The organism is Methylosinus sp. H3A, from assembly GCF_015709455.1.
In the GTDB taxonomy this organism is placed as follows: Bacteria; Pseudomonadota; Alphaproteobacteria; order Rhizobiales; family Beijerinckiaceae; genus Methylosinus.
Map to the genome: position 1 here is coordinate 3,781,426 of NZ_JADNQW010000005.1, position 20,656 is coordinate 3,802,081.

At 63.6% G+C, this 20,656-nt stretch carries 17 protein-coding genes and 1 tRNA gene; 9 read left to right on the forward strand and 9 right to left on the reverse strand.

Going from position 1 to position 20,656, the window contains the following annotated elements; all coding sequences use genetic code 11:
* Positions 1-153: 153 nt before the first annotated feature.
* Both IY145_RS20490 and IY145_RS26340 read left to right on the forward strand, forming a co-directional pair.
* Complete coding sequence (locus IY145_RS20490) at positions 154-918, forward strand: metallophosphoesterase family protein (protein WP_196409897.1); 765 nt, start codon at positions 154-156, stop codon at positions 916-918.
* A gap of 137 nt (positions 919-1,055) precedes the next feature.
* Positions 1,056-3,047, forward strand: coding sequence for a polysaccharide biosynthesis tyrosine autokinase (locus IY145_RS26340; protein WP_196409898.1), 1,992 nt, complete (start codon positions 1,056-1,058; stop codon positions 3,045-3,047).
* A 76-nt stretch (positions 3,048-3,123) separates the two neighbouring features.
* On the opposite strand, the gene IY145_RS20500 is transcribed toward IY145_RS26340, so the two are convergent.
* On the reverse strand, positions 3,124-3,591 hold the full coding sequence (locus IY145_RS20500; protein ID WP_196409899.1) for a MucR family transcriptional regulator: 468 nt from the start codon (positions 3,589-3,591) through the stop codon (positions 3,124-3,126).
* Positions 3,592-3,843: 252 nt separating this feature from the next.
* Positions 3,844-3,918 (reverse strand) — tRNA-Val (locus IY145_RS20505).
* Positions 3,919-4,179: 261 nt separating this feature from the next.
* On the opposite strand from IY145_RS20505, the gene IY145_RS20510 reads away from it, so the two are divergent.
* From IY145_RS20510 to IY145_RS20530, 5 genes are all read left to right on the forward strand, one after another.
* Positions 4,180-4,359 carry a YdcH family protein gene (locus IY145_RS20510; protein WP_196409900.1) on the forward strand — a complete coding sequence of 60 codons (180 nt, stop codon included), beginning with the start codon at positions 4,180-4,182 and terminating at the stop codon, positions 4,357-4,359.
* Between the two features lie 146 nt (positions 4,360-4,505).
* Positions 4,506-5,942, forward strand: coding sequence for a protein adenylyltransferase SelO (locus tag IY145_RS20515; RefSeq protein WP_196409901.1), 1,437 nt, complete (start codon positions 4,506-4,508; stop codon positions 5,940-5,942).
* 10 nt (positions 5,943-5,952) lie between these two features.
* Positions 5,953-6,546 carry a hypothetical protein gene (locus IY145_RS20520; protein WP_196409902.1) on the forward strand — a complete coding sequence of 198 codons (594 nt, stop codon included), beginning with the start codon at positions 5,953-5,955 and terminating at the stop codon, positions 6,544-6,546.
* A 125-nt stretch (positions 6,547-6,671) separates the two neighbouring features.
* On the forward strand, positions 6,672-6,890 hold the full coding sequence (locus tag IY145_RS20525) for a YdcH family protein (protein ID WP_196409903.1): 219 nt from the start codon (positions 6,672-6,674) through the stop codon (positions 6,888-6,890).
* A gap of 480 nt (positions 6,891-7,370) precedes the next feature.
* Entirely contained in the window at positions 7,371-8,522 is a 1,152-nt protein-coding gene (locus IY145_RS20530; RefSeq protein ID WP_196409904.1) for a PepSY domain-containing protein, read from the forward strand.
* A 63-nt stretch (positions 8,523-8,585) separates the two neighbouring features.
* On the opposite strand, the gene IY145_RS20535 is transcribed toward IY145_RS20530, so the two are convergent.
* Positions 8,586-9,128 (reverse strand): hypothetical protein, encoded by a 543-nt coding sequence (locus tag IY145_RS20535; protein ID WP_246722128.1) that lies wholly within the window; start codon positions 9,126-9,128, stop codon positions 8,586-8,588.
* Positions 9,129-9,237: 109 nt separating this feature from the next.
* Positions 9,238-9,729 carry a copper resistance protein CopC gene (locus IY145_RS20540; protein ID WP_246722129.1) on the reverse strand — a complete coding sequence of 164 codons (492 nt, stop codon included), beginning with the start codon at positions 9,727-9,729 and terminating at the stop codon, positions 9,238-9,240.
* Positions 9,730-9,999: 270 nt separating this feature from the next.
* Here IY145_RS20540 and IY145_RS20545 point away from each other — a divergent pair, with 270 nt between their 5' ends.
* The gene (locus IY145_RS20545) at positions 10,000-11,139 is read left to right on the forward strand and encodes a HupE/UreJ family protein (RefSeq protein WP_196409906.1); all 1,140 of its coding nucleotides are present in this window, start codon (positions 10,000-10,002) and stop codon (positions 11,137-11,139) included.
* Between the two features lie 155 nt (positions 11,140-11,294).
* Entirely contained in the window at positions 11,295-11,501 is a 207-nt protein-coding gene (locus IY145_RS20550) for a hypothetical protein (RefSeq protein WP_196410699.1), read from the forward strand.
* A 229-nt stretch (positions 11,502-11,730) separates the two neighbouring features.
* On the opposite strand, the gene IY145_RS20555 is transcribed toward IY145_RS20550, so the two are convergent.
* From IY145_RS20555 to IY145_RS20575, 5 genes are all read right to left on the reverse strand, one after another.
* The gene (locus tag IY145_RS20555) at positions 11,731-13,182 is read right to left on the reverse strand and encodes a TolC family outer membrane protein (RefSeq protein WP_196409907.1); all 1,452 of its coding nucleotides are present in this window, start codon (positions 13,180-13,182) and stop codon (positions 11,731-11,733) included.
* A gap of 76 nt (positions 13,183-13,258) precedes the next feature.
* Complete coding sequence (locus IY145_RS20560) at positions 13,259-14,713, reverse strand: HlyD family type I secretion periplasmic adaptor subunit (RefSeq protein WP_196409908.1); 1,455 nt, start codon at positions 14,711-14,713, stop codon at positions 13,259-13,261.
* Positions 14,713-16,857 (reverse strand): type I secretion system permease/ATPase, encoded by a 2,145-nt coding sequence (locus IY145_RS20565; RefSeq protein WP_196409909.1) that lies wholly within the window; start codon positions 16,855-16,857, stop codon positions 14,713-14,715. The genes IY145_RS20560 and IY145_RS20565 overlap by 1 nt, the downstream gene beginning before the upstream one ends.
* 8 nt (positions 16,858-16,865) lie before the next feature.
* The gene (locus tag IY145_RS20570; RefSeq protein ID WP_196409910.1) at positions 16,866-17,405 is read right to left on the reverse strand and encodes a hypothetical protein; all 540 of its coding nucleotides are present in this window, start codon (positions 17,403-17,405) and stop codon (positions 16,866-16,868) included.
* Positions 17,406-17,449: 44 nt separating this feature from the next.
* On the reverse strand, positions 17,450-20,650 hold the full coding sequence (locus IY145_RS20575; RefSeq protein WP_196409911.1) for a calcium-binding protein: 3,201 nt from the start codon (positions 20,648-20,650) through the stop codon (positions 17,450-17,452).
* Positions 20,651-20,656: the final 6 nt, after the last annotated feature.

Below are 20,656 nucleotides of genomic sequence, written 5' to 3' on the forward strand. Positions count from 1 at the left end.
TATGTCAACAATGCGGCGATTCTCGATCGATCGAGGACAAAAGCGCGATAATCGCGGCCCCTCACGATTTCGTCGGTCGACGATATGTCCTAGTATCGGCGTCAGCTGTCGCGGCGGCCCGCCGGGCGCGACGGACCGGATCGGGTCGGCGAGATGACGATTTCACGATTTGCGCAATTTCAGACTTTGCAAATAGGATTCCCGACAGTCCTTCCACCGAATCTGCGCATCTATGCGATCGGCGACATCCATGGGCGCGCCGACCTCCTGGACGCGCTCGCGCGCCAGATCGAAGACGAGCTCGCCTCGGCGCCGACGGAGACGCTGACGATCTTCCTCGGCGATTATGTCGATCGCGGCCTGCAATCTTCGACCGTCGTCGAATGGCTGAGCCGCGGCGATTTTCCGACGCCCTTTCATGCGCTGCGCGGCAATCACGAAGAAATATTGCTGCGCTTCCTCGATGACGACTCGGTTCTCGACGGCTGGCGCAAGTTCGGAGGGGTGGAGACGCTCCATTCCTATGGTGTGGACGTTTCTTCCGTCATGCGCGGCAAAGGCTATGAAGAAGCGCGGCGCGCGCTGGTCGCGCGCTTCCCCGATCACCACCGGCAATTCGTCGTCGAAACGCCGCTGACGGCGAGCTATGGCGACTATTTCTTCTGTCACGCGGGGGTGAAGCCGGGTGTGCCTCTCCGTGACCAGAAGGCCGAGGATCTGCTCTGGATTCGGGAGGAGTTCCTGAACTTCCGTGGAAACTGGGAAAAGTTGATCGTGCATGGCCATACGCCCGTCTCCGAGCCCGAAGTCCTGCCCAATCGCATCAATATCGATACGGGCGCATTCGCGACCTCCGTCCTCACAGCCCTCGTGCTCGAAGGCGACAGTCGCCGCATGTTGTTCACGGGCCGCAACTGACCGCGTCTAGAGCAATGCTCCGGCGATCCGAGAGGGCGTCCGCCTGGCTCGAAGCGCGCAGCGGCAGTTTTCGCTCTGCGGCGCAATTCGCCCGGAGGCGCTGGCCGCCGCTCGTCGGCGCGACGATGCTTACCCTCGTGGCCGGAGCCCTCTTCATCGCAACGGCGACGCCTCTCTATTCGGCCTCCACGCAATTGCTGATCGAAATTCGACAGGAACGCGCGATCGGCGCCGATGCGACACTGACGCCGGCCCCGATCGGCAAGCGCATGATGAAGAGCGAGATCGCCGTCATCAAATCGGCCGCGCTGCTACGGCGCGTCGTCGAGAGAGAAAAGCTGATCGACGATCCGGAGCTCGGCGCCGCAACGATCGCCGCGACGATCGAACGCCTGAAGAATGCGCTCGCCGTCACTCTGCTGCGCAACTCGCGTGTGATCCAGATCGCGGTGACGTCCATGGATCCGGCAAAAGCGGCGCGGCTCGCCGACGCCATCGCCGACGCCTATGTCGTCGACAAGCTCGACGCGCGGCTCGAGGCGGCGAGACGCGCCTCCGCCTGGCTCGCCGATCGGCTCGTCGCGCTGCGGCGGCAGTCGCACAACTCCGAGGAGGCGCTGGCGCTTTTTCTCGCCGCGACCGGCGCTTCGGCGCGGGCGGAGGGCATGAAAATCGATCCCGAGCAGAGCGCGAGTCTCGCTCGACGCGTGGCGGGCGTGCGGGCGGAGGCGGCCGAGCGAAAAGCGCGCCTCGAGCTGCTGCAACGGATCGAGGGTCGTGGCGGGAACGCCGCCGAGCTCCCTGGCGTCGGCGGAGCGATCGACGAGCTGCGCCGACGCGCGGCGCAATTGTCCCGACAGGAGGCGGAGCTTCGATCCCGCTACACCGACGGCCACCCTTCCGTCGTCGCGCTTCGCGCGCAGATCGCAGACGTCGATCGCGCCATCGCAACGGAGGTTCGCCGGCTCTCGGTCGGCGTCCGCCATGCGTTCGAGCTCGCCGAGGGAAGCCGAGAAGCCGCGGAGACGACGCTGCGCGATATCACCGCGACCGACGATCGCGGCAAATCGGCGGCGATCATGCGAGGCGAGCTGGAGCGCGCCGCCGCGACCGACAGAAAGCTTCTCGAAAACATGCTGCGCCGCGCGCGATTGGTCCAAGAGCAATCCACCTTCGAGCCGCGCGTCGCGAGGATCATATCGGCCGCGCTCGCTCCGAGCGCTCCGATCTGGCCAGACAATGCGCAGACCATGCTGATCGCGCTCGCGCTCGGCGTGATCGCCGGCGTCGGCGCCGCCTACGCCAGCGAATTGGCGGACAAAGGGTTCACGACGCTCGCGCAAATCGAAGCGAAGCTCGCGCTTCCCCTTCTGGCCTCGATATCGGAAATGAAATCGCACGGCGGCGCGAACGGCGGCGTCGCGCCGATCCTCGCAGATTATTTGCGCGCCAAACCTTTGTCGCGCGCCGGCGAAGCGTTCCGCGCGCTGCGCAGCGCGATCGCGATGAGCGATGTCGACGATCCGCCGAAGCTGATTCAGCTCACTTCGACCGTCCCCGGAGAAGGGACGACGACAATCGCCTCGGCGCTCGCGGCCTCGGCCGCGCAATCGGGCTTACGCACGCTTCTCGTGGACGCCGATCTTCGCCATCGGGCCGCGTCGCGGATTTTCTCGGCCGGCGAAAAGCCAGGCCTCGTCGATCTCCTCATCGGCTCCGCCCAGCCGAGCGCGACGATCTTCTTCGACGACAAACGCGGAATATGGGTGCTTCCAGCCGGCGCTGAAATACAGAATTCGAGCGATCTGCTCGCATCCGAGAAGATGAAGGCGCTCGTGGCCGCGCTACGCCGCCAGTTCGACCTCGTCGTCATCGACACGCCGCCGATCGGCCCCGTCCTCGATCCGCTCATCGTCGCCGGGCTCGTCGACAGAACGGTTCTCGTCATTCGCTGGGCGGCGACCCCGCGCGAGGCTGTCGCGCATGCGATCGAGCGTCTGCCGGAGCGTGGGAAGATCGCGGGCGCCGTGTTCAATCTGGTGATCGAGGCGAAAGCGCGGAAATACGGCCGATACGCCTATTCCCCCTATTCCGGCGCCGGCTCCTTCGAAAACTATCATGTCGAATGAGTCGCGCCGCCGGCATAGAGCGCAGAGCAAGCCCGCGCTATGGCGCCGCGAGCCACGAGGGCGCCGACGAAGCGCGTCAGGCGTCCGCAGCCACTCTCTTCGCCGGCGCGCCGCGCTTCTTCGGCGCAGGGACGAGCTTCGCCGCCGGCTTGCGACCGAGGCCAAGCGACTTCGCCAGGGCCGAACGCTGCGCGGCGTAATTGGGCGCGACGATCGGATAGTCGCTCTTCAGCTCGAAGCCCGCGCGATATTCGTCCGGCGTCAGCTTGTGCTCGGCCTGCAAATGGCGCTTCAAGGATTTGAACGGCTCTCCGCAACAAAGGCAAGTAATCGCGTCCGCGTTTACGGATTTTTTCACCGGAACCGCAGGCCGCCACTGTTTGACCTCGCCATCCGCGGCGTTCGTCGACTCGACATCGCCGCCGCCGAAGGCTTTTTTCACGGCCGCGATAACAGAAGGAAGATCGACAGGAGCAACAGTATTATTTGAAAGATAGGAAGAAAGTATCTGTGCGACGAGCGCTTTGTCTTCGGCTTCGGACATGTTGGTTTCCTCGGCGTTCCAATCCTTTCTATTGGACCCGATATCGATGTCGATTGCAATCGGCGACTTCCCTCGAAAAGAGGCCAGCATCGAACAACGAGCAGGTTTTTCGGGACCGGGCTCCGTTTCTCGTCGCGGTCGGATATTTTGAGAGTGGCAAGCGGGAGCGGGATCGTATCGACGAAATCCGCACCATACGTCGCCGTTCGGCGACCGCCGAGACTGTCCTGCCAGGAAACCAGTGGCTCGGAATGGTGGGCGCGACAGGGATTGAACCTGTGACCCCTACGATGTCAACGTAGTGCTCTCCCGCTGAGCTACGCGCCCCCGGCGCCGACCGGATGCTTCGGTCCGACGCGAGTGCAGCCCGTATAATGGCTGTCGGGCCGAGGCGCAAGCGCCGTTCGAAACCTTTCCACGCCTGCGCCGAGACGCCGGCCACAGCAAGGAAATTTTAAGATTCCCTTCCACGAACAGAGCTTTTCGGCGAAATAATTCACATTCCCGCGACCTCTTCGCCTCTTGCCGGCCTTCGAATTCGTGTCACACTGACGTCGTCCTTCTGTCATCAACCAAAGGAGGCGCCGTATGTCGCTACAGACCCATCTCGTCGAGCTCGAACGCCGCCATCAGGCGCTCAAGAAAGAGATCGAGCAGGAGCATCACCACCGCCGACAAGACGATTCGAAGCTCCACGAGCTGAAGCGCAAAAAGCTTCAGCTCAAGGACGAGATCAACAAGCTGCGGCAAGGCGTCAGCCTGCACTGACAGCCCAATCGAGGTCTAGCGTCGAGGCGGAGAGCACTTCTCCGCCTTTTTTTGTGTCCCGAGCCCTTGCGGCCCCTGCGGGCGCCCGGCTTGCTTCGCGGTTTGGCCCGACGCATTATTTCCCAACGCGAAAGCGAAGACGCCCCATGCCCCCTTCCCCGCGCTATCGCGCTGAAACGCTCCACGCCTCGCTCGGCGACGGCTTTTTCGACCTCGTCGAGCCCGCCCGCTTCCCCGAGCACATCTTGCGCTATCGCAACCAGCGCTGGGCCGAGCGCGTCGGCCTCGATACGCTGACCGAGACGGAATGGATCGGCCATTTCGGGCGTTTCGAGCCCCTGCCCGGCGGCTTTTCCAAGCCGCTGGCGCTGCGCTACCACGGCCACCAATTCCGCACATACAATCCGGACATCGGCGACGGCCGCGGCTTTCTGTTCGCCCAGCTCCGCGACGCGGGGGATGGCCGGCTGCTCGATCTCGGCACAAAGGGGTCGGGCCGCACGCCCTGGTCGCGCCAGGGAGACGGAAAGCTCACGCTCAAAGGCGGCGTGCGCGAGATTCTCGCCACGGAGATGCTGGAGGCGCTCGGCGTCGACACATCCAAGAGCTTCAGCCTGATCGAGACCGGCGAGCCGCTCTATCGCGGCGACGAGCCCTCGCCGACGCGCTCCAGCGTGCTGGCGCGACTCTCCCATTCTCACATCCGCATCGGCACATTCCAGCGCCTCGCCCATCTCGACGATCAGCCCGCGCTCGGGCGGCTCATCGATTATTGCGTCGCCCATTATTTCCCCGAGCTCGCCGACGAGCCGGCGGAAAGCCGCGCCGGCGCCTTTCTGGAGCGAGTCGTGGCGCGGGTGGCGCGGCTCGGAGCGCGCTATATGGCTGCCGGCTTCGTCCATGGCGTGCTCAATTCGGACAATATCAACATCACCGGCGAGAGCTTCGATTATGGGCCATGGCGATTCGCGCCGCGCTATGATCCGCAGTTCACGGCGGCCTATTTCGACGACAGCGGGCTCTACGCCTTCGGCCGTCAGCCCGGCGCGCTCGGCTGGAACCTCACCCGGCTCGCGGAGACCATTTTGCCGCAGGTCGGGCTCCAGCGGGCGGAACAGATTCTCGGCGGCTATCAGAGCGTCATTCAACGCGAGTTCCAGCTCGCGCTGCTCGACCGTTTCGGCCTGCTGCCGGCGGACGATCCCGAGCAGGACGCCGCGCTCGCCAAGGGACTGCTCGAATTTCTCGGCAAGACGCAGGCGCCCTTCGAGCAGACCTTTTTCGATTGGCGCGGTGGTCTGGCGAGCCGCGAGCGCGCCGCCGCGAGCCCGGAGGCCACGCTCTATGATGCGCCGGAATTCGCCGGACTGCGCGAGGCGCTGGCCGCGCATGAGACGTCGCCCGCGGCCAATCTCGACCATCCCTATTTCCGTCGCCCCATCCCCTGCACTATGCTGATCGAAGAGGTCGAATCGATCTGGGCGCAAATCGCCGAACTCGACGATTGGAGCGCGCTCGACGACAAGATCGCGCAGATCGCCTCCATGCGCGAAGCCTATGCGCCGGCGCCTGCCGGGGGATGACATTTGGAAGATGAGCCGCTCGATCTGCGCCTTGCTGTTTCTCGCTCTCTCGAGCGCCGCCGCCGCCAAGAATCTGCTGATCGAGAAAACCCCGCCGAGCGGGGCCTGCTTCTTCCGCCGCTATGACGAAGCGCATCTTCGCGAGCATCCCGGCCAGACCACCGTCTCGGTGCGGATATCGCTTCGTCGCGAGCTACCCTTCACGCCCGAGGACGCGCGCGAGCTACGCGTCGAGTTTCGCCAGAAGGGCCACGCCAAGCCCTTCTATGTCGTCGGCGGCTGCGCCTGGAGCGAGGAGGCCAATCGCGACGTCCGCGGCGTCCGCCTCATTCAATCGTTCCACGAGGACGCCGCGGCGCAATGCATGGCCCGCGGCGGCCTCGGCGGCTCGGCCGAGGAAGGCGGCGATTTCCCCATCGACCTCGCCGAGGACGGCGCTTCGCTCACGCTCTACATGGACGAGGGCGTCAGCGGCTGGCGCGGTCCGGACCAGAAGAAGAAATCCACCTATCTCGAGCTCACGCGCCAAAACCGCGTCTTCCGGCTCGAGCGCGTCGACCCCGCGGCCTGTTTGGAGCTGGACAAAGCGGTCGCCGTCGACTGAGAGAAGCGGGAAAATTCGCGTGGACACGCCGCCCTATCCGTATTTGGACTTGAAGATGAACATGACGCGAGGCGATAATCACGCGTCACGACTCGCCGCGCCGCGGCGCTCGGGCAGGTTGTCGAATGGTCGATGAGCTCAACGAAGTCGAACGCAACTCTCTCCGGATCGAAGTAGAGCGCCTGAGGCTCGAGCATCGGGATATCGAGGATGCGATCGACGCCCTTCTCGCGGTCGGCGCCGTGGACCAGCTGCAAATTCAACGGCTGAAAAAGCGAAAATTGCTGCTGCGCGATCGCATCGCTTTTCTGGAAGACCAGCTCACGCCCGATATAATCGCGTGATCCACCACGCGTGAGCGGCGCGCTATTTCCACATTCTGAGACCGACTGCGACGGCGAGCGAAACGACTGCGACGATCGCGACGACCGCCACCAGCCTTACGGTTTCCTTGCTTTCCTGGGCGCTCCCCATACGGTCCTCCGCCGTGCTTTTTTCAATTTTGGCGAGCCTATGCCTGTCCAAGAGAGATACAATAAGCCTAGATGCGACGGAACAGCGCAGCGACGATCGCCCCATCGACGCGCGGCATCGCAGCCGGCGTCTCAATAAATCGATATTACACATTAACGTCGAATCACAAAAACCTCCCGACGCGCAAAATCGCGCTCTCACCGCTGAGCCGTCGAGCGTCCATTGACACTGCCGCGGGAACACGCTCCCATCGATCGGCCACGCGGCGCGAGCGAAGCCGAGCCGAGATATTTCGAGCTCCCGCGACGCTCCGAGTGGTCGAGGCGAGCTTTCGATCGGAGGCGCCCATAATGGGTCGGAACGAGCTGGGCCGCAAAATATTTCTGGCGACCCATCGTATCATCGGCCTCTTCGCGGGCGCGATCGTCGCGCTTGTCGGCCTCAGCGGCAGCATGCTCGCCTTTCGCGAAGACATAGACGAATGGCTGAACGCCCCGCTCATGCGCGTGGAAACGCCGGCTCGGCCGTCCTTGCGCCCGCTCGACGAGATTTTCGCGGCGGCGACCGCGGAGATGCCGGCGGAAGGCAGGCCGGAGCGCATCACGTCGCCGCGTCATGCCCGAGCAGCCGCGATCGTCAGCTATATGGTCGAGACCGACGATCTCGACAGTTATTTCCACCAGCTGTTCATCGACCCCTATACGGCGAAGGTCATCGGAAGCCGCTTATATTCGCATGGCGACGATGTGTTTTCGCAGCCCCTCGTCCAGATCGTCATGGCGTTTCACTGGACGCTGCTGCTCGGCGCGAACAAGGCCTATCTGGTCGGCGCCATCGGCGTTCTGGTTTTCTTCTCGATTCCGATGGGGCTTTATCTCTGGCGGCCGCGCAATAGCGATTGGCGGCTGGGCTTGAAGATCAAATGGGGCGCGAGCCCGGAGAGGATCGCCTATGACGCGCATCGGAGCGTCGGCGTTTATTTCGCGATTCCTCTGCTGGTGATGCTCGCCACCGGAATCGCGATGATCTTCAAACCGACGACGCATTCGCTGGCGGCCCTGATCTCCTCCGTGCGTCCAGAGCCGGATTATGGAAAATCGACGCCCATTCCCGGCCAGGAGCCGATCGGCCTCGACGCGGCCGTCGCCAGCGCGGACAAAGTCTTTCCCACGGGGCGGCTGCATTGGATTCTTCTGCCGAGCGGCGAGGATGGCGTCTATGTCGTCGGCAAGCAGTCACAGAACGAGCCCAACCGCACCAAGACATTCCGCAATGTCGGCGTCGATCGCTACAGCGGCCGTGTGCTGCAGGCGCAGGACCGGGAGGTGTTCACCGCGGGCGAGACGCTTCTCGAATGGCTGTTCCCGCTGCATTGCGGCGAGGCATTCGGCGCGCTCGGCCGCGCGCTGGTTCTGCTGACGGGGCTTGCGCCCCTGCTCCTCTATGTGACCGGCTTCCTGCGATGGCGCCACAAACGCCGCGCGCGTCGCCCGACGATATGACGCTCAGAGCGCTTTCCGATCGAAAGGAATCGTTCGATCGATCAGAATTCGCTCCAGATTTCGTCACTGGCCGACGGAAATCGGCATTTCGATCATATCCTCCTCGCTCTTGCCTTCGCCGAAAGCGAGCTTGAGGACATATTTGCCCTTGTGGTCGACCGAGGACTCCAAGGTCACGAAGCCGGCCGGACGTGGCTTGGAGGGCACGGCGGTCAAGAGCTCGAGCGCGCCTTTGGCGTCGGTCTTGTAGAATGACAGACCGACGGATTGGCTCCTCACGTCTTTCTCCATCAGCGTGACGGAGAAAATCACCTTCCCGGTTCCCGGAACCCGGTCGCAATATTCGTCATATTTGCTGAGATCATTGGTCGGCCCGCCGGCGCTCTTATCCGAGTCTGCGAGGAAATAGGTCGTCAGCCGCGCCGAATAAAAGTCGCTCACCTTGAGGCAATTCGCGATTGTGCGGTCGCCCGCCTTGACGGCCGGCCGATAGAAATGCGCGTCGAGAAAATCATTCCAATAAAGACTGAAGGAGGGCCCCCACAGAGAGTAAGAAAAGGCGGCGACATTGCCGGCGGCGATCACGACGACGACGAGGAACAACATTAGATTCATCCGGCCGTTGGGGCTCATCGCCGATTTGTCCTTTCCCCTTGGTCGAGCGGCTTTTTCTCGTCGCGCGAAGACGGCCGCTCGTCGCTCGCCTTCGCGCCTCTCAGGGTCGGACCTCGAAATCCCAAGCGCCGCTGACGAGATGTCCATCGGCCGACAAAGCGCGATAGCGAACCGTATATTTGCCGGGGCCGAGCGGATTGACGCTCACCGAGACATGGGCAGGGTCGGCTCGGTCGATCGCCGCATCACGCTTGTCGACACGCTCGCCGGAAGCGCTGATCACCGCCAGAGCGGCGAAGGCGTCCCTTATGCCGGCGTCGTACCAGACATCGACCTTGCCGATACTGCCGGCGGCGACGCCGTCCTGCGCCGGGGAGGTCCGCACGACGATCGCATGAGCCAGCAGAATGGGCCGCTCCGCCCGCTGCGGCGGCTCCTGCGACGGACCGAGCAGCCCGAGCGCCGAAGGCGTCTCGAAATGCGACAGGCGATCGGTCGGGGCCGTCTCCGAGCCGCTCCCGCGCGCAAATGCGCAGGGCGCGCCGCCGATCGACAGACCTATCGCCGAGCCCAGTAAGAGATACGCGCTCATGCGCGCAGCCGCCCTGCGAAAAACGACGGTTCGATCTCGATTGCTTGCGGGAGCCGCGGCGGGAAGGATCATGGTTTCCGTTTGTCGTGCATCCGTCGATGCTAAGCGGCCTCTCGAGCGCGAGCAAGGCGCGCGCTCCACTCGCGATTGTGCGGTGCGGCGCCCGACCGCCCTCGGGACCGCCGACCTTGTCAAGGCTGGCATGATATGCACTATCTAGATTTCGTGCATACGCCGCCTTGTCGCGAGGCGTCAAGGGAGTCGACAGGAATGGCGCTTTCGCCCATCGCTCTGCTCATCGTCATTCTGTTGGGCGTCGGCGGCGCGGGCGTGGCGAAGGCCCACACGGCCGATATTTCCAGCAGCCGCATCGTTCCCGAAGGAGACGGCCGCTATCGCGTCGATGTCGGCTTTCTCGGCGCCGACATCGAGCGCATGTTCGCCGAGAATAAGCCGAACCAGGCCGATGTCGATCTCACCGAGCCGGGCATGATCGAGGCGATGATCGGCAAATTCATTCAGAGCCGCGTCGCGCTGCAGAACGCAGCCGGAGAGACCTGCCCGAGCGAGGTCGTCTCGGTGGGCGCCGACCCGGCCAATCCGCGCGACTCGAAAGTCGTGCTGCGCATGAATTGCAGCGCCGTTTCCGAGCAGATCTTCTACAACCCCTACAAGCTGCTCGAGGCGCAAGGAAAGCGCGCCAAACATCTCGTCGGCGTCGGCGAACGCGACGCGGGAGAGCGACTGACCGAGGCGCAGCTCCAGGGCCTGGAGCCGGCTCCGGGCGAGGTGATGATCTTCCCCGGCGACGCGATGGTCGATCTCTCCAAGCCGCTGCTGACGCCCTGGCAGCTCGCGCCGAAGTTTTTCGCGGCCGGCGTCGAGCATATCATGACCGGTTACGATCATTTGTGCTTTCTGATAGCAGTGATGCTATGGGCGACGCGCGTCTGGCCGGTGGTGAAGCTGGTGACCGCCTTCACCGTGTCGCATTCTGTGACCCTGTCGCTGGCGGCGCTCGGCCTCGTCGATCTACCGAGCCGCTGGGTGGAGGTCGCGATCGCGCTGTCGATCATCTATGTCGCGGTCGAGAATTTCTTCACCTGCAAGGTCGAAGGCCGCTGGCGCGACACTTTCGTCTTCGGCTTCATCCACGGATTCGGCTTTGCGAGCGGCCTCATCGAGATCGGCGTGCCGCAGCGCGCCCTCGTGCCGGCGCTGGCGAGCTTCAATCTCGGCGTCGAGGCCGGGCAGATCGGCGTGGTGCTGGTGGTGCTGCCGCTGCTCCTGGCGATCGACCGGATTTTCACCCATGGGCTGCGCGACCCACGCCTTGTGCGCGCCGGCTCTGGCGTCATCGCTTGCGTCGGCGCCTATTGGCTGTTCGAGCGGGTTTTCGGGATCGGGTGAACCGGTCGCCGTCGCGACTAGCGCGCCGGACAGGACAAAGATGCGAACACTTATATCGTTGATATAATAATTTAAATTATCAATCCACCTAACTCCATCTCGAAACCAGAAACGGCTCGAGGGAGGCCCCAGCGTCGACCGCGCATATGGCGGCAATGCCCGCTAGCGCGAGCGACACCACAGTGTACGCCCTGCGCGCGGAAATTTTCGCCCATGTGCGTAAACGGGCGGAGATGGAGCGCGGCCTCTTCACGCTCACCGTGCCGACCGGCGGCGGGAAGACGTTGGCGTCTCTCGCTTTCGCGCTCGATCACGCCGAGCGTCATGGCCAAGAGCGGATCGCGACCTTCGCGGGCGCGTGATCGTCGCGACCTTCGGCAGGCGCAGCTCGCGCCCCAGAGCGTCCGCGCGGATGTAGTCGGCGCGCCGCAGCCATTCTCCCCCAAACCGATCTCGGCACAGCGCTGCTACGCCCAGTTTGTGCCCGATTTGCAAACGATAGCACGCTTTCGCCACCGGGCGCCGCCGCGCACGGCGGGCGGATTGTATGGAACCGTCGGGCGCGGCGGCGTGCCGTGGCTGCTACCGCCCTTATGGGGTGTCGAGCCCGATCCATTTGCCCTTGGTTTCCTCGAGGTTCGCCGTCGGGTCGTAGATATTCGCGTCGAGATTCAGCCGCTCGGCGCAGAGACTGCCGATCGCGCCGAGGATAGCATAGCCGGCGACGACGCGGTCCCGCTGCGCCGTGACCAGATCGACCCGCGCGTTGAGCACCGTCTGCTGCGCATTGAGCACGTCGAGCGTCGTTCGCTGGCCGAACCGGGCCTCGTCGTGCACGCCCTTCAGCGCCGCTTCGGCTGCCTTCACGGCGACGCGGCCAGAGGCGACGGACGCCTTCGCGTTGCGGAGTTGGCCGAAGCTCGTGACGACCCCGGCGCGAACGGCATCGCGCTGAACATCAGCATTGAAGCGCGCCTGGCGCAATTGGGCCTTCGCCTGGCGGATCGACGCATATTCGACGCCGCCCTGATAGATCGGGATGTTGAGCGCGCCGCTCGCCTGCGCGGTGAATTGCCGTGCGCCGGGGATGCCGAAGAACGAATCATATTGTTGATTGACTTGAAGGCTCGCGGAAAGCGTCGGCAGCAGCGCGCCCTCGTCGACCTTCACCGCATAATCCGCGGCATCGACCTGCCTCATGGCGGCGACGACGCCGGGATGCTCGACGAGCGCGATCGCCGTGGCCTCCTCCACTGTCTTGGGCAGGAGCTCCTCGATCGGCGGCGCAGGATCGAGGCGACCGGGCTCGACGCCGATGATCTGCCGGAAGCTCGCGGCGCTCGCGTCGAGCGCCGCTTGCGCTGCGTAGGATTCCGTTCGCGCATGCGCGAGCGCGGCCAGCGCCTGCGCAACGTCGGTCAATGTCGTATCGCCGAGCTCGGCGCGGTCGCGCGTCACGCGCAATTGCTCCTCCAGAACGGCGATGTTGCTTTTTCGCAGCGACACGACGGCGGTGTCGCGCAAGACATTCATATAGGCGGTCGCGCCGTTCAGTAGCGTCGCCTGTTCTGTGATGCGCGTGGTTTCACGAGCCGCGAAGACATTCGCCTCGGCCTGCCGGATCGAATTATCGGTCCGCCAGCCGTCGAACAACGTCTGCGTCAGCCCGAATGAAGCGGCGCGGGGTTCTCCGATGACATGTTCCGTGCTGTAGACCCGCTCATTGCTGCTGTTGCGGCCGGCGGGCTGACGGAGGCGATTGAGCTGCGGACCGCCATTGATCGACGCGTTCAGCTTCGGCCGCATGCCGCCGCCCGCCGCTTTCGCGACGTCCTCGTTGCGGGCGCTTACATTGGCCCGCTGCTGGTTCAGGTCGGGATTGCCGAGATAGGCCCGAGCGAGCGAAGACTTCATCGTCTCCGCGCGAGCGATGCGCGAAGCCGAAGGACAAAGGGAGAGGATGGAGACGGCCGCGATCGTCGCGAGATCGAAAGCGCGCGACGCATTGTAGACGCGTAGGATCGCCCAAAATTGAAACGCCATAACGCGGAACTCTCACAGTGGCCCCGATGAAGACTGAACGACGCCATGCGCTTTTACATGTGGCGTCGAGTATCGCTCATCTCTCTCTCATGGCGCGCGACGCGGTCTCGACCAGCGGGGAGAACAGGTATTCGAGAATTCGACGCTTGCCTGTCTTGATCTCGACCGAGACCGCCATTCCCGGAGACAGAGGAATGGCCTGCCCATCGACGTTCATGATCCGGCTGTCGGGCGCCACAGTCACCGGAAACACGAGGTTCTGCGTGCGTTGCCCGCCGCCGAAATAGCTCGACTTCGTCGTCTTGGCCGGATTGCCTTCAATGGTCTGCGCGTCGGGCTCCGGGATCGCGTCGCGCGCCACCCGCGTGACATGTCCGTCGAGCGAACCGTAGCGCGTGAAGGGAAAGGACTCGATCTTGATCACGGCCGTCTGGCCGGTCTGGATGAAGCCGATGTCCTTGTTCTGCGCGTAGCATTCGATCTCGAGGCCAGCGTCGTCCGGAATGATGCGCATGAGCTCTTCGCCGGGCGTTACCACCTGATTCCTCGAGGTGACGGATAGGCCCATGACCACGCCGGCGATCGGGCTCGAGAGCGTCATATGACCGGCCCGCGCATGCGCCTTCGATGATTTCTGCTCGAGGTCGTCGATCTGCCGTCCGGCCTCGGAGAGCTTCTGCGCATTGTCGGCGAGGAAGGCGCCGAACGCCTTGTCGCGCTCCTTCGTCAGCACGTCGACATTGGCGCGCGCCTCCGCGAGTTGTCCCTTTTGTGTCGCGAGCGCGGTCTGTTGGCTCTGCAACGCTTCCTGCGCGTCGATGAGGCTCGCCGCCGCGATCGCCTTGCGCGCGACGAGGGCGGTCCGCATGGAGACCCGCTTCGTCAATGTGTCGATCAGTGTCTCCTGAGCGGCGATCGTATTCTCGAGACGCTTTTCCTCTGCGCGCTTCTCGACGATCTGCGCGTCGAAACTCAGCACGGCCGCCCTCAATTGTGACAGGTCTCCGTCGAGCACCCGTTGCTCACGTGCTCTTATCTCCTCGGAAATGTCCTCCGGCCAGACGATCGTCGGTGGGCGAGCGATATCGCGCCTTTCCGCGGCGGCGATTGCCGCCTTCCGGCGCAGCCATTCGGCGCGGAACGCCGCATGAGCCGCTCGCGACGACGTCTCGTCGGCGAAGGCTTCGGTCGGATCGAGCTCGATCAGCACATCGCCCGTCGCGACATGCTGGCCGTTCTCGACCTGGACGGCGACCACCTTGCCGATCTCCAGCGGCTGGACCGTCTTGACCCGGCCCGAGGGCTGAATCTTTCCCTGCGCTGTGGCTAGAATGTCGATCTGACCGAAATAGCTCCAGCCGATGGCGAGGATCGCGAGCAGGCAGATGCTCCAGAGGAGACCGATCTGGATCGGCGAAGGCGGCGTCTCCGATATGGCGAGCGCCGCGGGCAGGAACTCCTGGTCGGAGCGCACCATTTGGCGCCGGACGAATTCGGTCTCCTTGTCCGCGAAATGCTTCAAAAAAGACATCACGCCCCCGCCAGATCGTTTTGCAGCGCCCAGAGATGCGCATAGAGTCCGTTCCTGCGCAGCAGCTCGTCATGCGCGCCGATCTCGACGATGCGGCCTTCGTCGACGCCAACGATGCGGTGGCAGGGCCGCACCGCCTGTAGCCGATGAGCGATGATGATGACCGTTCGGCCTTTGACGATTTCGAGCATGTTCTTCTGAATGATGCGCTCGCTCTCGTAGTCGAGCGCGCTGGTCGCCTCGTCGAAGATCAGCATCGGCGGATTCATGGCGAGCGCGCGGGCGATCGCCAGACGTTGACGCTGGCCGCCGGAGAGATTGGCGCCGCGCTCTTCGATGATCGTGTCATAGCCTCGCGGCAGCCGGCTCACGAAATCATCGGCGCCGGCGAGCCGCGCCGCCGCCATCACCCGAGCGCGCGGCATGGAGCCCGACAGCGCGATATTGTCGTGGATCGAGCGGTTGAAGAGCAGATTTTCCTGGAGGACGACGCCGATCTGCGCGCGCAGCCAGGCGGGACCGACCTGCGAGAGGTCGACCCCATCGACGAGCACCTGCCCCTCCTCGGGCAGGTAGAAACGTTGAATGAGCTTGGTCAGCGTCGACTTGCCGGAGCCAGACCGCCCGACGATCCCGATGACCTCGCCGGGCCGGATCGTCAGCGAGACATTCTTCAGAGCCTCCGGCGCGCCGGGGCGATAGCGGAACGTCACATTGCGCAATTCGATGGCGCCCTTCGCCGGCGGAAGATTGCCATGCGCGACATTCAGCGGCTCGGTCGGCACATTGAGAATGTCGCCGAGGCGGTCGATCGATATCTGCACCTGCTGGAAGTCCTGCCAGATTTGCGACAGGCGCAGGATGGGCTGCGCGACCTGGCCGGCGATCATATTGAATGCGACGAGCTCGCCGACCGACAATTCGCCGTCGATCACCGCCTTGGCGCCGAACAGCAACAGGGCGGCACTGGTCAGCTTGGTGACATATTGAATGGCGCTCTGCCCGCCGGCGCCGACCAAGCCCGCGTCGAAGGAGGAGGAGACATAGGCGGCGAGCTTCTCCTCCCATTGCATCTGCATCGCCGGCTCCACGGCCGACGCCTTGATCGTCTGCACGCCGACGATCGCTTCGACGAGCATCTGCTGGCTCTCCGCGCCGCGGTTGAACTTCTCGTTGATGAGCTCGCGCAGCACCGGACGGACGAGAAAGGCGATGAGCAGATAGAGCGGAACCGAGGCGAGGACGATGAGCGTCAGCTTCCACGAATAGGCGAGGAGGACGATGATGAAGACGATGGTGAAGAAGATATCGAGCGCCGAGAACAGCCCCTGTCCGGTGAGGAAGGAACGGATCGTCTCGAGTTCGCGCACGCGCGCGACCGTCTGCCCAGCCGAGCGGGTCTCGAAATATTGCATCGGCAAACGAAACAAATGATAGAACAGCCGCCGCCCGAGCTCGACATCTATGCGGTTGGTCGTATGCGACAGCGCATAGGTGCGCAAATATTGTAGAACGACATCGAAAATGCCTATGACCGCAAGGCCGCCGACGAGCACGAACAACGTGTCGTAGCCCTTGTGGCTCAAGACCTTGTCGATCACCACCTGAAAGAACAAGGGCGTCACCAGCGCGAATATCTGCACGAAGAAGGAGGCGAGGATCACATGCGCCAATGGCCGGCGATACCGCCAGATCGAGGGGAGGAACCATTTGAAGCCGAAAGTCTGCGGATCGACGCCAGTGCCGCCGAGCTTACGGGCGATCAATATCGCTTCCGGCTGAATTGCGGCGACGAGCTGCTCGATCGTCAGCTCACGGTCGATGCGCGTGATCGGATCCACGATCCGATAGAGGCCCGAAGGCAGACGGCCCCCGAATACCTGATAGGCGCCTTCGCGCAGTCGCAGGATCGACGGCGCCGGCAGCACGGCGAGCCGATCGGGATCGAGCCGAGTAACGATACGCGCCTTGAGGCCGACGAGCAGAGCGGCGCGCAGGAGGTCCTGCGAATTCGCCGGCGCGTCGCTCAGCGCGAGCTCACGTCGAATCTGCGCTGCGTCCGCAGGGATGCGATAATAGGCGGCGATCCCGCAAAGCGCCTGTAAGCCGGAGTCGATCGTCTCGCCGGTTACGCCTTTTTCCATTCGCACATTCATGATCGGGACCGGCCCGGCGAGTCAGCAGCGTCCAACGTGATGATCTTATCCGCTCCCGCTTGTCGAGTCGCGCCGAGAAGATGCGCCCAGTCGGCGAACACGGATTGATCGAACTGGATCGTGTCGTTTGAGCCGAAACCGTCGATTGCGTCGTGATAAAAGTCATTATGGAATACGAAACTGTCCTGTCCACTCCCATCGTAGAAGACGTCGGAGCCTCTCCCCGAGCTGAATATGTCTCCTTCGCTATTTCCGACCACGACTCCGCTCCCGTCTCCGAGATGGACTCCGTCGACATGAGCATCGACCGCGATCGACAAACTCCGACCGTCAATGGTGCTGTCGGAACTACCCGCGTTCAGATCGAAGCCGGTCGAAGCGCTGGACAATTGGGCAAACTCATCGATGTAGAGATAGGCCTGACCACGCGCATTCGACGGCGTGGGAGCGCCTTCGAACAGCGCCTCTACTCCGGTCACGACGGCTTGCGACGCCGCCCCGCCCGCATCGGCGATGTCGACCGTCCAATTCCCCATGGACGTCTCGCCCCGATCCGCGCCGGAAATCGTCGAAGCTGTATTCAAACGAATCGCACATCGCTCGCGGTCAGCGACGCTTTTGAAAGGCCGCTGAGGATGATGCTGTCGCCGAACACATCTGCGATCACCGCGGAGCCGGCGGCGTTATTCGCCGTATGCGCCAACAACGCCTGCCAATCGGCGTTTTGATCGGCCGCGGTCAGGCCGGCGCCGAAAGCCGAGGCGTTGAACTGCAGCGTGTCGTGTCCTATCCCGCCACCGGCCACAAAGCCGTAGAGAATGTCCTGGCCCGCTCCGGGCGTAAAAACGAATGTCTCGTCGGTCAGACCAAAGGCCGTGATCGATTCGGACACATGCCCGCCGAATGTAAATGCGTTTCCGGCCGCCGTAGCCACGGTCGATTGTGTCGGAGAAAGCGTTATGGTCAGGTCATCGCCTTGCAGGAAAAGGCCGCCGCTCCCGTCCGCATTATCGAGAGCGCCGCCCAACTCCGCGCCGGATTGGTAATTGCCGCTCTTGTCGACGTTCCATATCAGGAACTGTTTTCCGGTCGATTGGAGGGCGACTTCGTAGCCATTCGCAGTCGCCTCCGCGCCGACTGGCGACCACCCGGGGAACTGGCCGGGCGTCATGCCCGCGCCCTGATATCGCAGGACCGGCCCCGTCGTCGGATTCCCGGCGCCATCCCTGCCGTAGAGCCAGTAATAGCCGCCGACCGTCACGAGAGCGACATCGCCGGCGTTTTCGATCACATCGCTCGGGGAAACCGGCGCGCCGATCTTGCCGTCGCTGTTGAGATCGAAACTGAACTGCGTCTCATACGACCACAGACCGGGGTCGTTCTCCGCGACGCCCACACTGGTAACGTAATTGCCGTCGGCGTCGACGCTCCAGATCGAAAACGACGTGAAATCCGCACTCCGGAACGCCGCCAAATAGCCGCTCGCCGTTTTTTCCGCGGCCGCCAGCGACCACCCGGAGAACTGGCCCGGCGTCACGCCCGCGCCCTGATATCGCAGGACCGGCCCCGCCGTCGGATTCCCGGCGCCGTCCCTGCCGTAGAGCCAGTAATAGCCGCTCACCGTCACGAGGGCGACATTGCCGGCGTTTTCGATCACCTCGCTCGGCGAAATCGGCGCGCCGATCTTGCCGTCGCCGTCGAGGTCGAAACCGAGCTGCGTCTCATACGACCACAGACCCGGGTCGTTCTCCGCGACGCCCACGCCGGAAACATAATTGCCGTCGGCGTCGACCTTCCAGATCGAAAACGATGTGAGATCCGCACTCCGGAACGCCGTCACATAGCCACTCGCGGTTTGTTCCGCGGCGACCAGCGACCATCCGGAGAACTGGCCCGGCGTCACGCCGGCGCCCTGATATCGCAGGACTGGCCCCGCCGTCGGATTCCCGGCGCCGTCCCTGCCGTAGAGCCAGTAATAGCCGCCGACCGTCACGAGGGCGACATTGCCGGTGTTTTCGATCACCCCGCTCGGCGAAATCGGCGCGCCGATCTTGCCGTCGCGGTTGAGGTCGAAATCGAACTGCGTCTCATACGACCACAGCCCCGGGTCGTTCTCCGCGACGCCTACATGGGAAAGGTGATTGCCGTCGGCGTCGACGTTCCAGATCGAAAACAATGTGCCGTCCATACTCCGGAACGCCGCCACATAACCGCTCGCCGTTTTTTCCGCAGCCACCGGCGACGACCCGGAGAACTGGCCGGTAGTCACGGCGGCGCCCTCATATCGCAGGAGCGGCCCCTTCGTCGGATTCCCCGCGCCGTCCTTGCCGTAGAGGCCGTAATAACCGCCCAACGCCACGAGAGCGACATTGCCGGCGTTCTCGATCGCGCCGCTCGGCGAAAGCGGCGCGCCGATCTTGCCGTCGCCGCTGAGATCGAAATTGAACTGCGTCTCATACGACCACAGACGAGGGTCATTCTTCTCTAGGCCCACACTGGTAACGTAATTGCCACTGGCGTCGACGTTCCAGATCGAATACGACGTGAGCGCCGCATTCCAGAGCGCCGCCACATAACCGCTCGCGGTTTGTTGCGCGGCCACCAGCGACCACCCGGAGAACTGGCCCGGCGTCACGGCGGCGCCCTGATATCGAAGGAGCGGCCCCGTCGTCGGATTCCCCGAGCCGTCCTTGCCGTAGAGCCCGTAATTATTGCCTGCCGCCACGAGAACCATATTGCCGGCGTTCTCGATCATGCCGCTCGGCGCATCGGCGAGCGCGGCCAGCGCGGTGATCGCGGATGCGCCAATTTGCGACCCGTCAGAGAAGGTGAGCTTCGTAAGCTGCGCATATGCCCCGGCGAACCAGTCGCGGACAGCGACTCGACTCTCGGTGCCGATCACGGTGATGACGAGATCATTGCCGGACCGCATGAACCGGAGGTCGAATAGAGAAACGCCACCGCCCATAGCGAGCTCGCCGCTCGGCCCGGCATTCGTGGCGACGCCGTTGACGATGACGCTCTGGCCATAATCGGCGTCGAAAATATATGTATCGTAGCCGCCGCCGCCAGTCAGCGCGTCATTGCCTGGGCCGCCGTCCAGTGTGTCATTGCCGGCGCCGCCGACGAGTTGATCGTTCCCGCGGCCTCCATCGAGCTCATCGCCGGACGCATTGGCGATCAGAACGTCATTGCCGTCTCCGCCGAATCCCTTGGCGAGATCGCCGTTGAGCGTCACCGCCTTGCCGTTGATCAGGGAGTCGGTGGTTCCGCCCCGCAGATCAATCGTGTTGTTGCCGGTGGCGGCGGCGGCATTGAAGCTGTCCGCGTTGCTGACCGGCGTAATGCTGGCGCCGCCGGCATATTCGTCTGTGAATATCCACTGCTGCGCGTCCGATGCGCTCGCCCCGAAGAAGCGAATGCTCCAATTGGCCGAAGGCGTCACTTCCTGGCCCGTCGAATTGCGTATGATCCGAAGGACCCACAGATCGCCGCCAGGATTCTCTCCGCGATATTTCACAGAGCCGTATACGAATCGGAGATGCCGATGCCCGTCGGCGGTGGTCACGTAGCTCGCGTCGCTCGGGACCGATTGCTCGCCGTCGAGCAAAGTAGACGCCTGGCTGTCGACGTAATTGTAATTGGTGAGAGTATAGATCGTTCCATACCAATTCAACGTGTTGACAGTCGTATGCACCGGCTCGAGAATGACCTTGATGTCATTGAGAGGATAAGCGTCGACGTCCAGATCGACATCTGCCTCGACATGCTCGACCTGCATCCCAGA

Coding starts and splice junctions, on each gene's coding strand:
- IY145_RS20490 (WP_196409897.1), top strand. CDS start 154: ATGACGATTTCACGATTTGCGCAATTTCAGACTTTGCAAATAGGATTC.
- IY145_RS20500 (WP_196409899.1), bottom strand. CDS start 3,591: ATGTCCGAAGCCGAAGACAAAGCGCTCGTCGCACAGATACTTTCTTCC.
- IY145_RS20510 (WP_196409900.1), top strand. CDS start 4,180: ATGTCGCTACAGACCCATCTCGTCGAGCTCGAACGCCGCCATCAGGCG.
- IY145_RS20515 (WP_196409901.1), top strand. CDS start 4,506: ATGCCCCCTTCCCCGCGCTATCGCGCTGAAACGCTCCACGCCTCGCTC.
- IY145_RS20520 (WP_196409902.1), top strand. CDS start 5,953: ATGAGCCGCTCGATCTGCGCCTTGCTGTTTCTCGCTCTCTCGAGCGCC.
- IY145_RS20525 (WP_196409903.1), top strand. CDS start 6,672: ATGGTCGATGAGCTCAACGAAGTCGAACGCAACTCTCTCCGGATCGAA.
- IY145_RS20530 (WP_196409904.1), top strand. CDS start 7,371: ATGGGTCGGAACGAGCTGGGCCGCAAAATATTTCTGGCGACCCATCGT.
- IY145_RS20535 (WP_246722128.1), bottom strand. CDS start 9,128: ATGTTGTTCCTCGTCGTCGTCGTGATCGCCGCCGGCAATGTCGCCGCC.
- IY145_RS20540 (WP_246722129.1), bottom strand. CDS start 9,729: ATGAGCGCGTATCTCTTACTGGGCTCGGCGATAGGTCTGTCGATCGGC.
- IY145_RS20545 (WP_196409906.1), top strand. CDS start 10,000: ATGGCGCTTTCGCCCATCGCTCTGCTCATCGTCATTCTGTTGGGCGTC.
- IY145_RS20550 (WP_196410699.1), top strand. CDS start 11,295: ATGCCCGCTAGCGCGAGCGACACCACAGTGTACGCCCTGCGCGCGGAA.
- IY145_RS20555 (WP_196409907.1), bottom strand. CDS start 13,182: ATGGCGTTTCAATTTTGGGCGATCCTACGCGTCTACAATGCGTCGCGC.
- IY145_RS20560 (WP_196409908.1), bottom strand. CDS start 14,713: ATGTCTTTTTTGAAGCATTTCGCGGACAAGGAGACCGAATTCGTCCGG.
- IY145_RS20565 (WP_196409909.1), bottom strand. CDS start 16,857: ATGGAAAAAGGCGTAACCGGCGAGACGATCGACTCCGGCTTACAGGCG.
- IY145_RS20570 (WP_196409910.1), bottom strand. CDS start 17,405: ATGGGGAATTGGACGGTCGACATCGCCGATGCGGGCGGGGCGGCGTCG.
- IY145_RS20575 (WP_196409911.1), bottom strand. CDS start 20,650: ATGCAGGTCGAGCATGTCGAGGCAGATGTCGATCTGGACGTCGACGCT.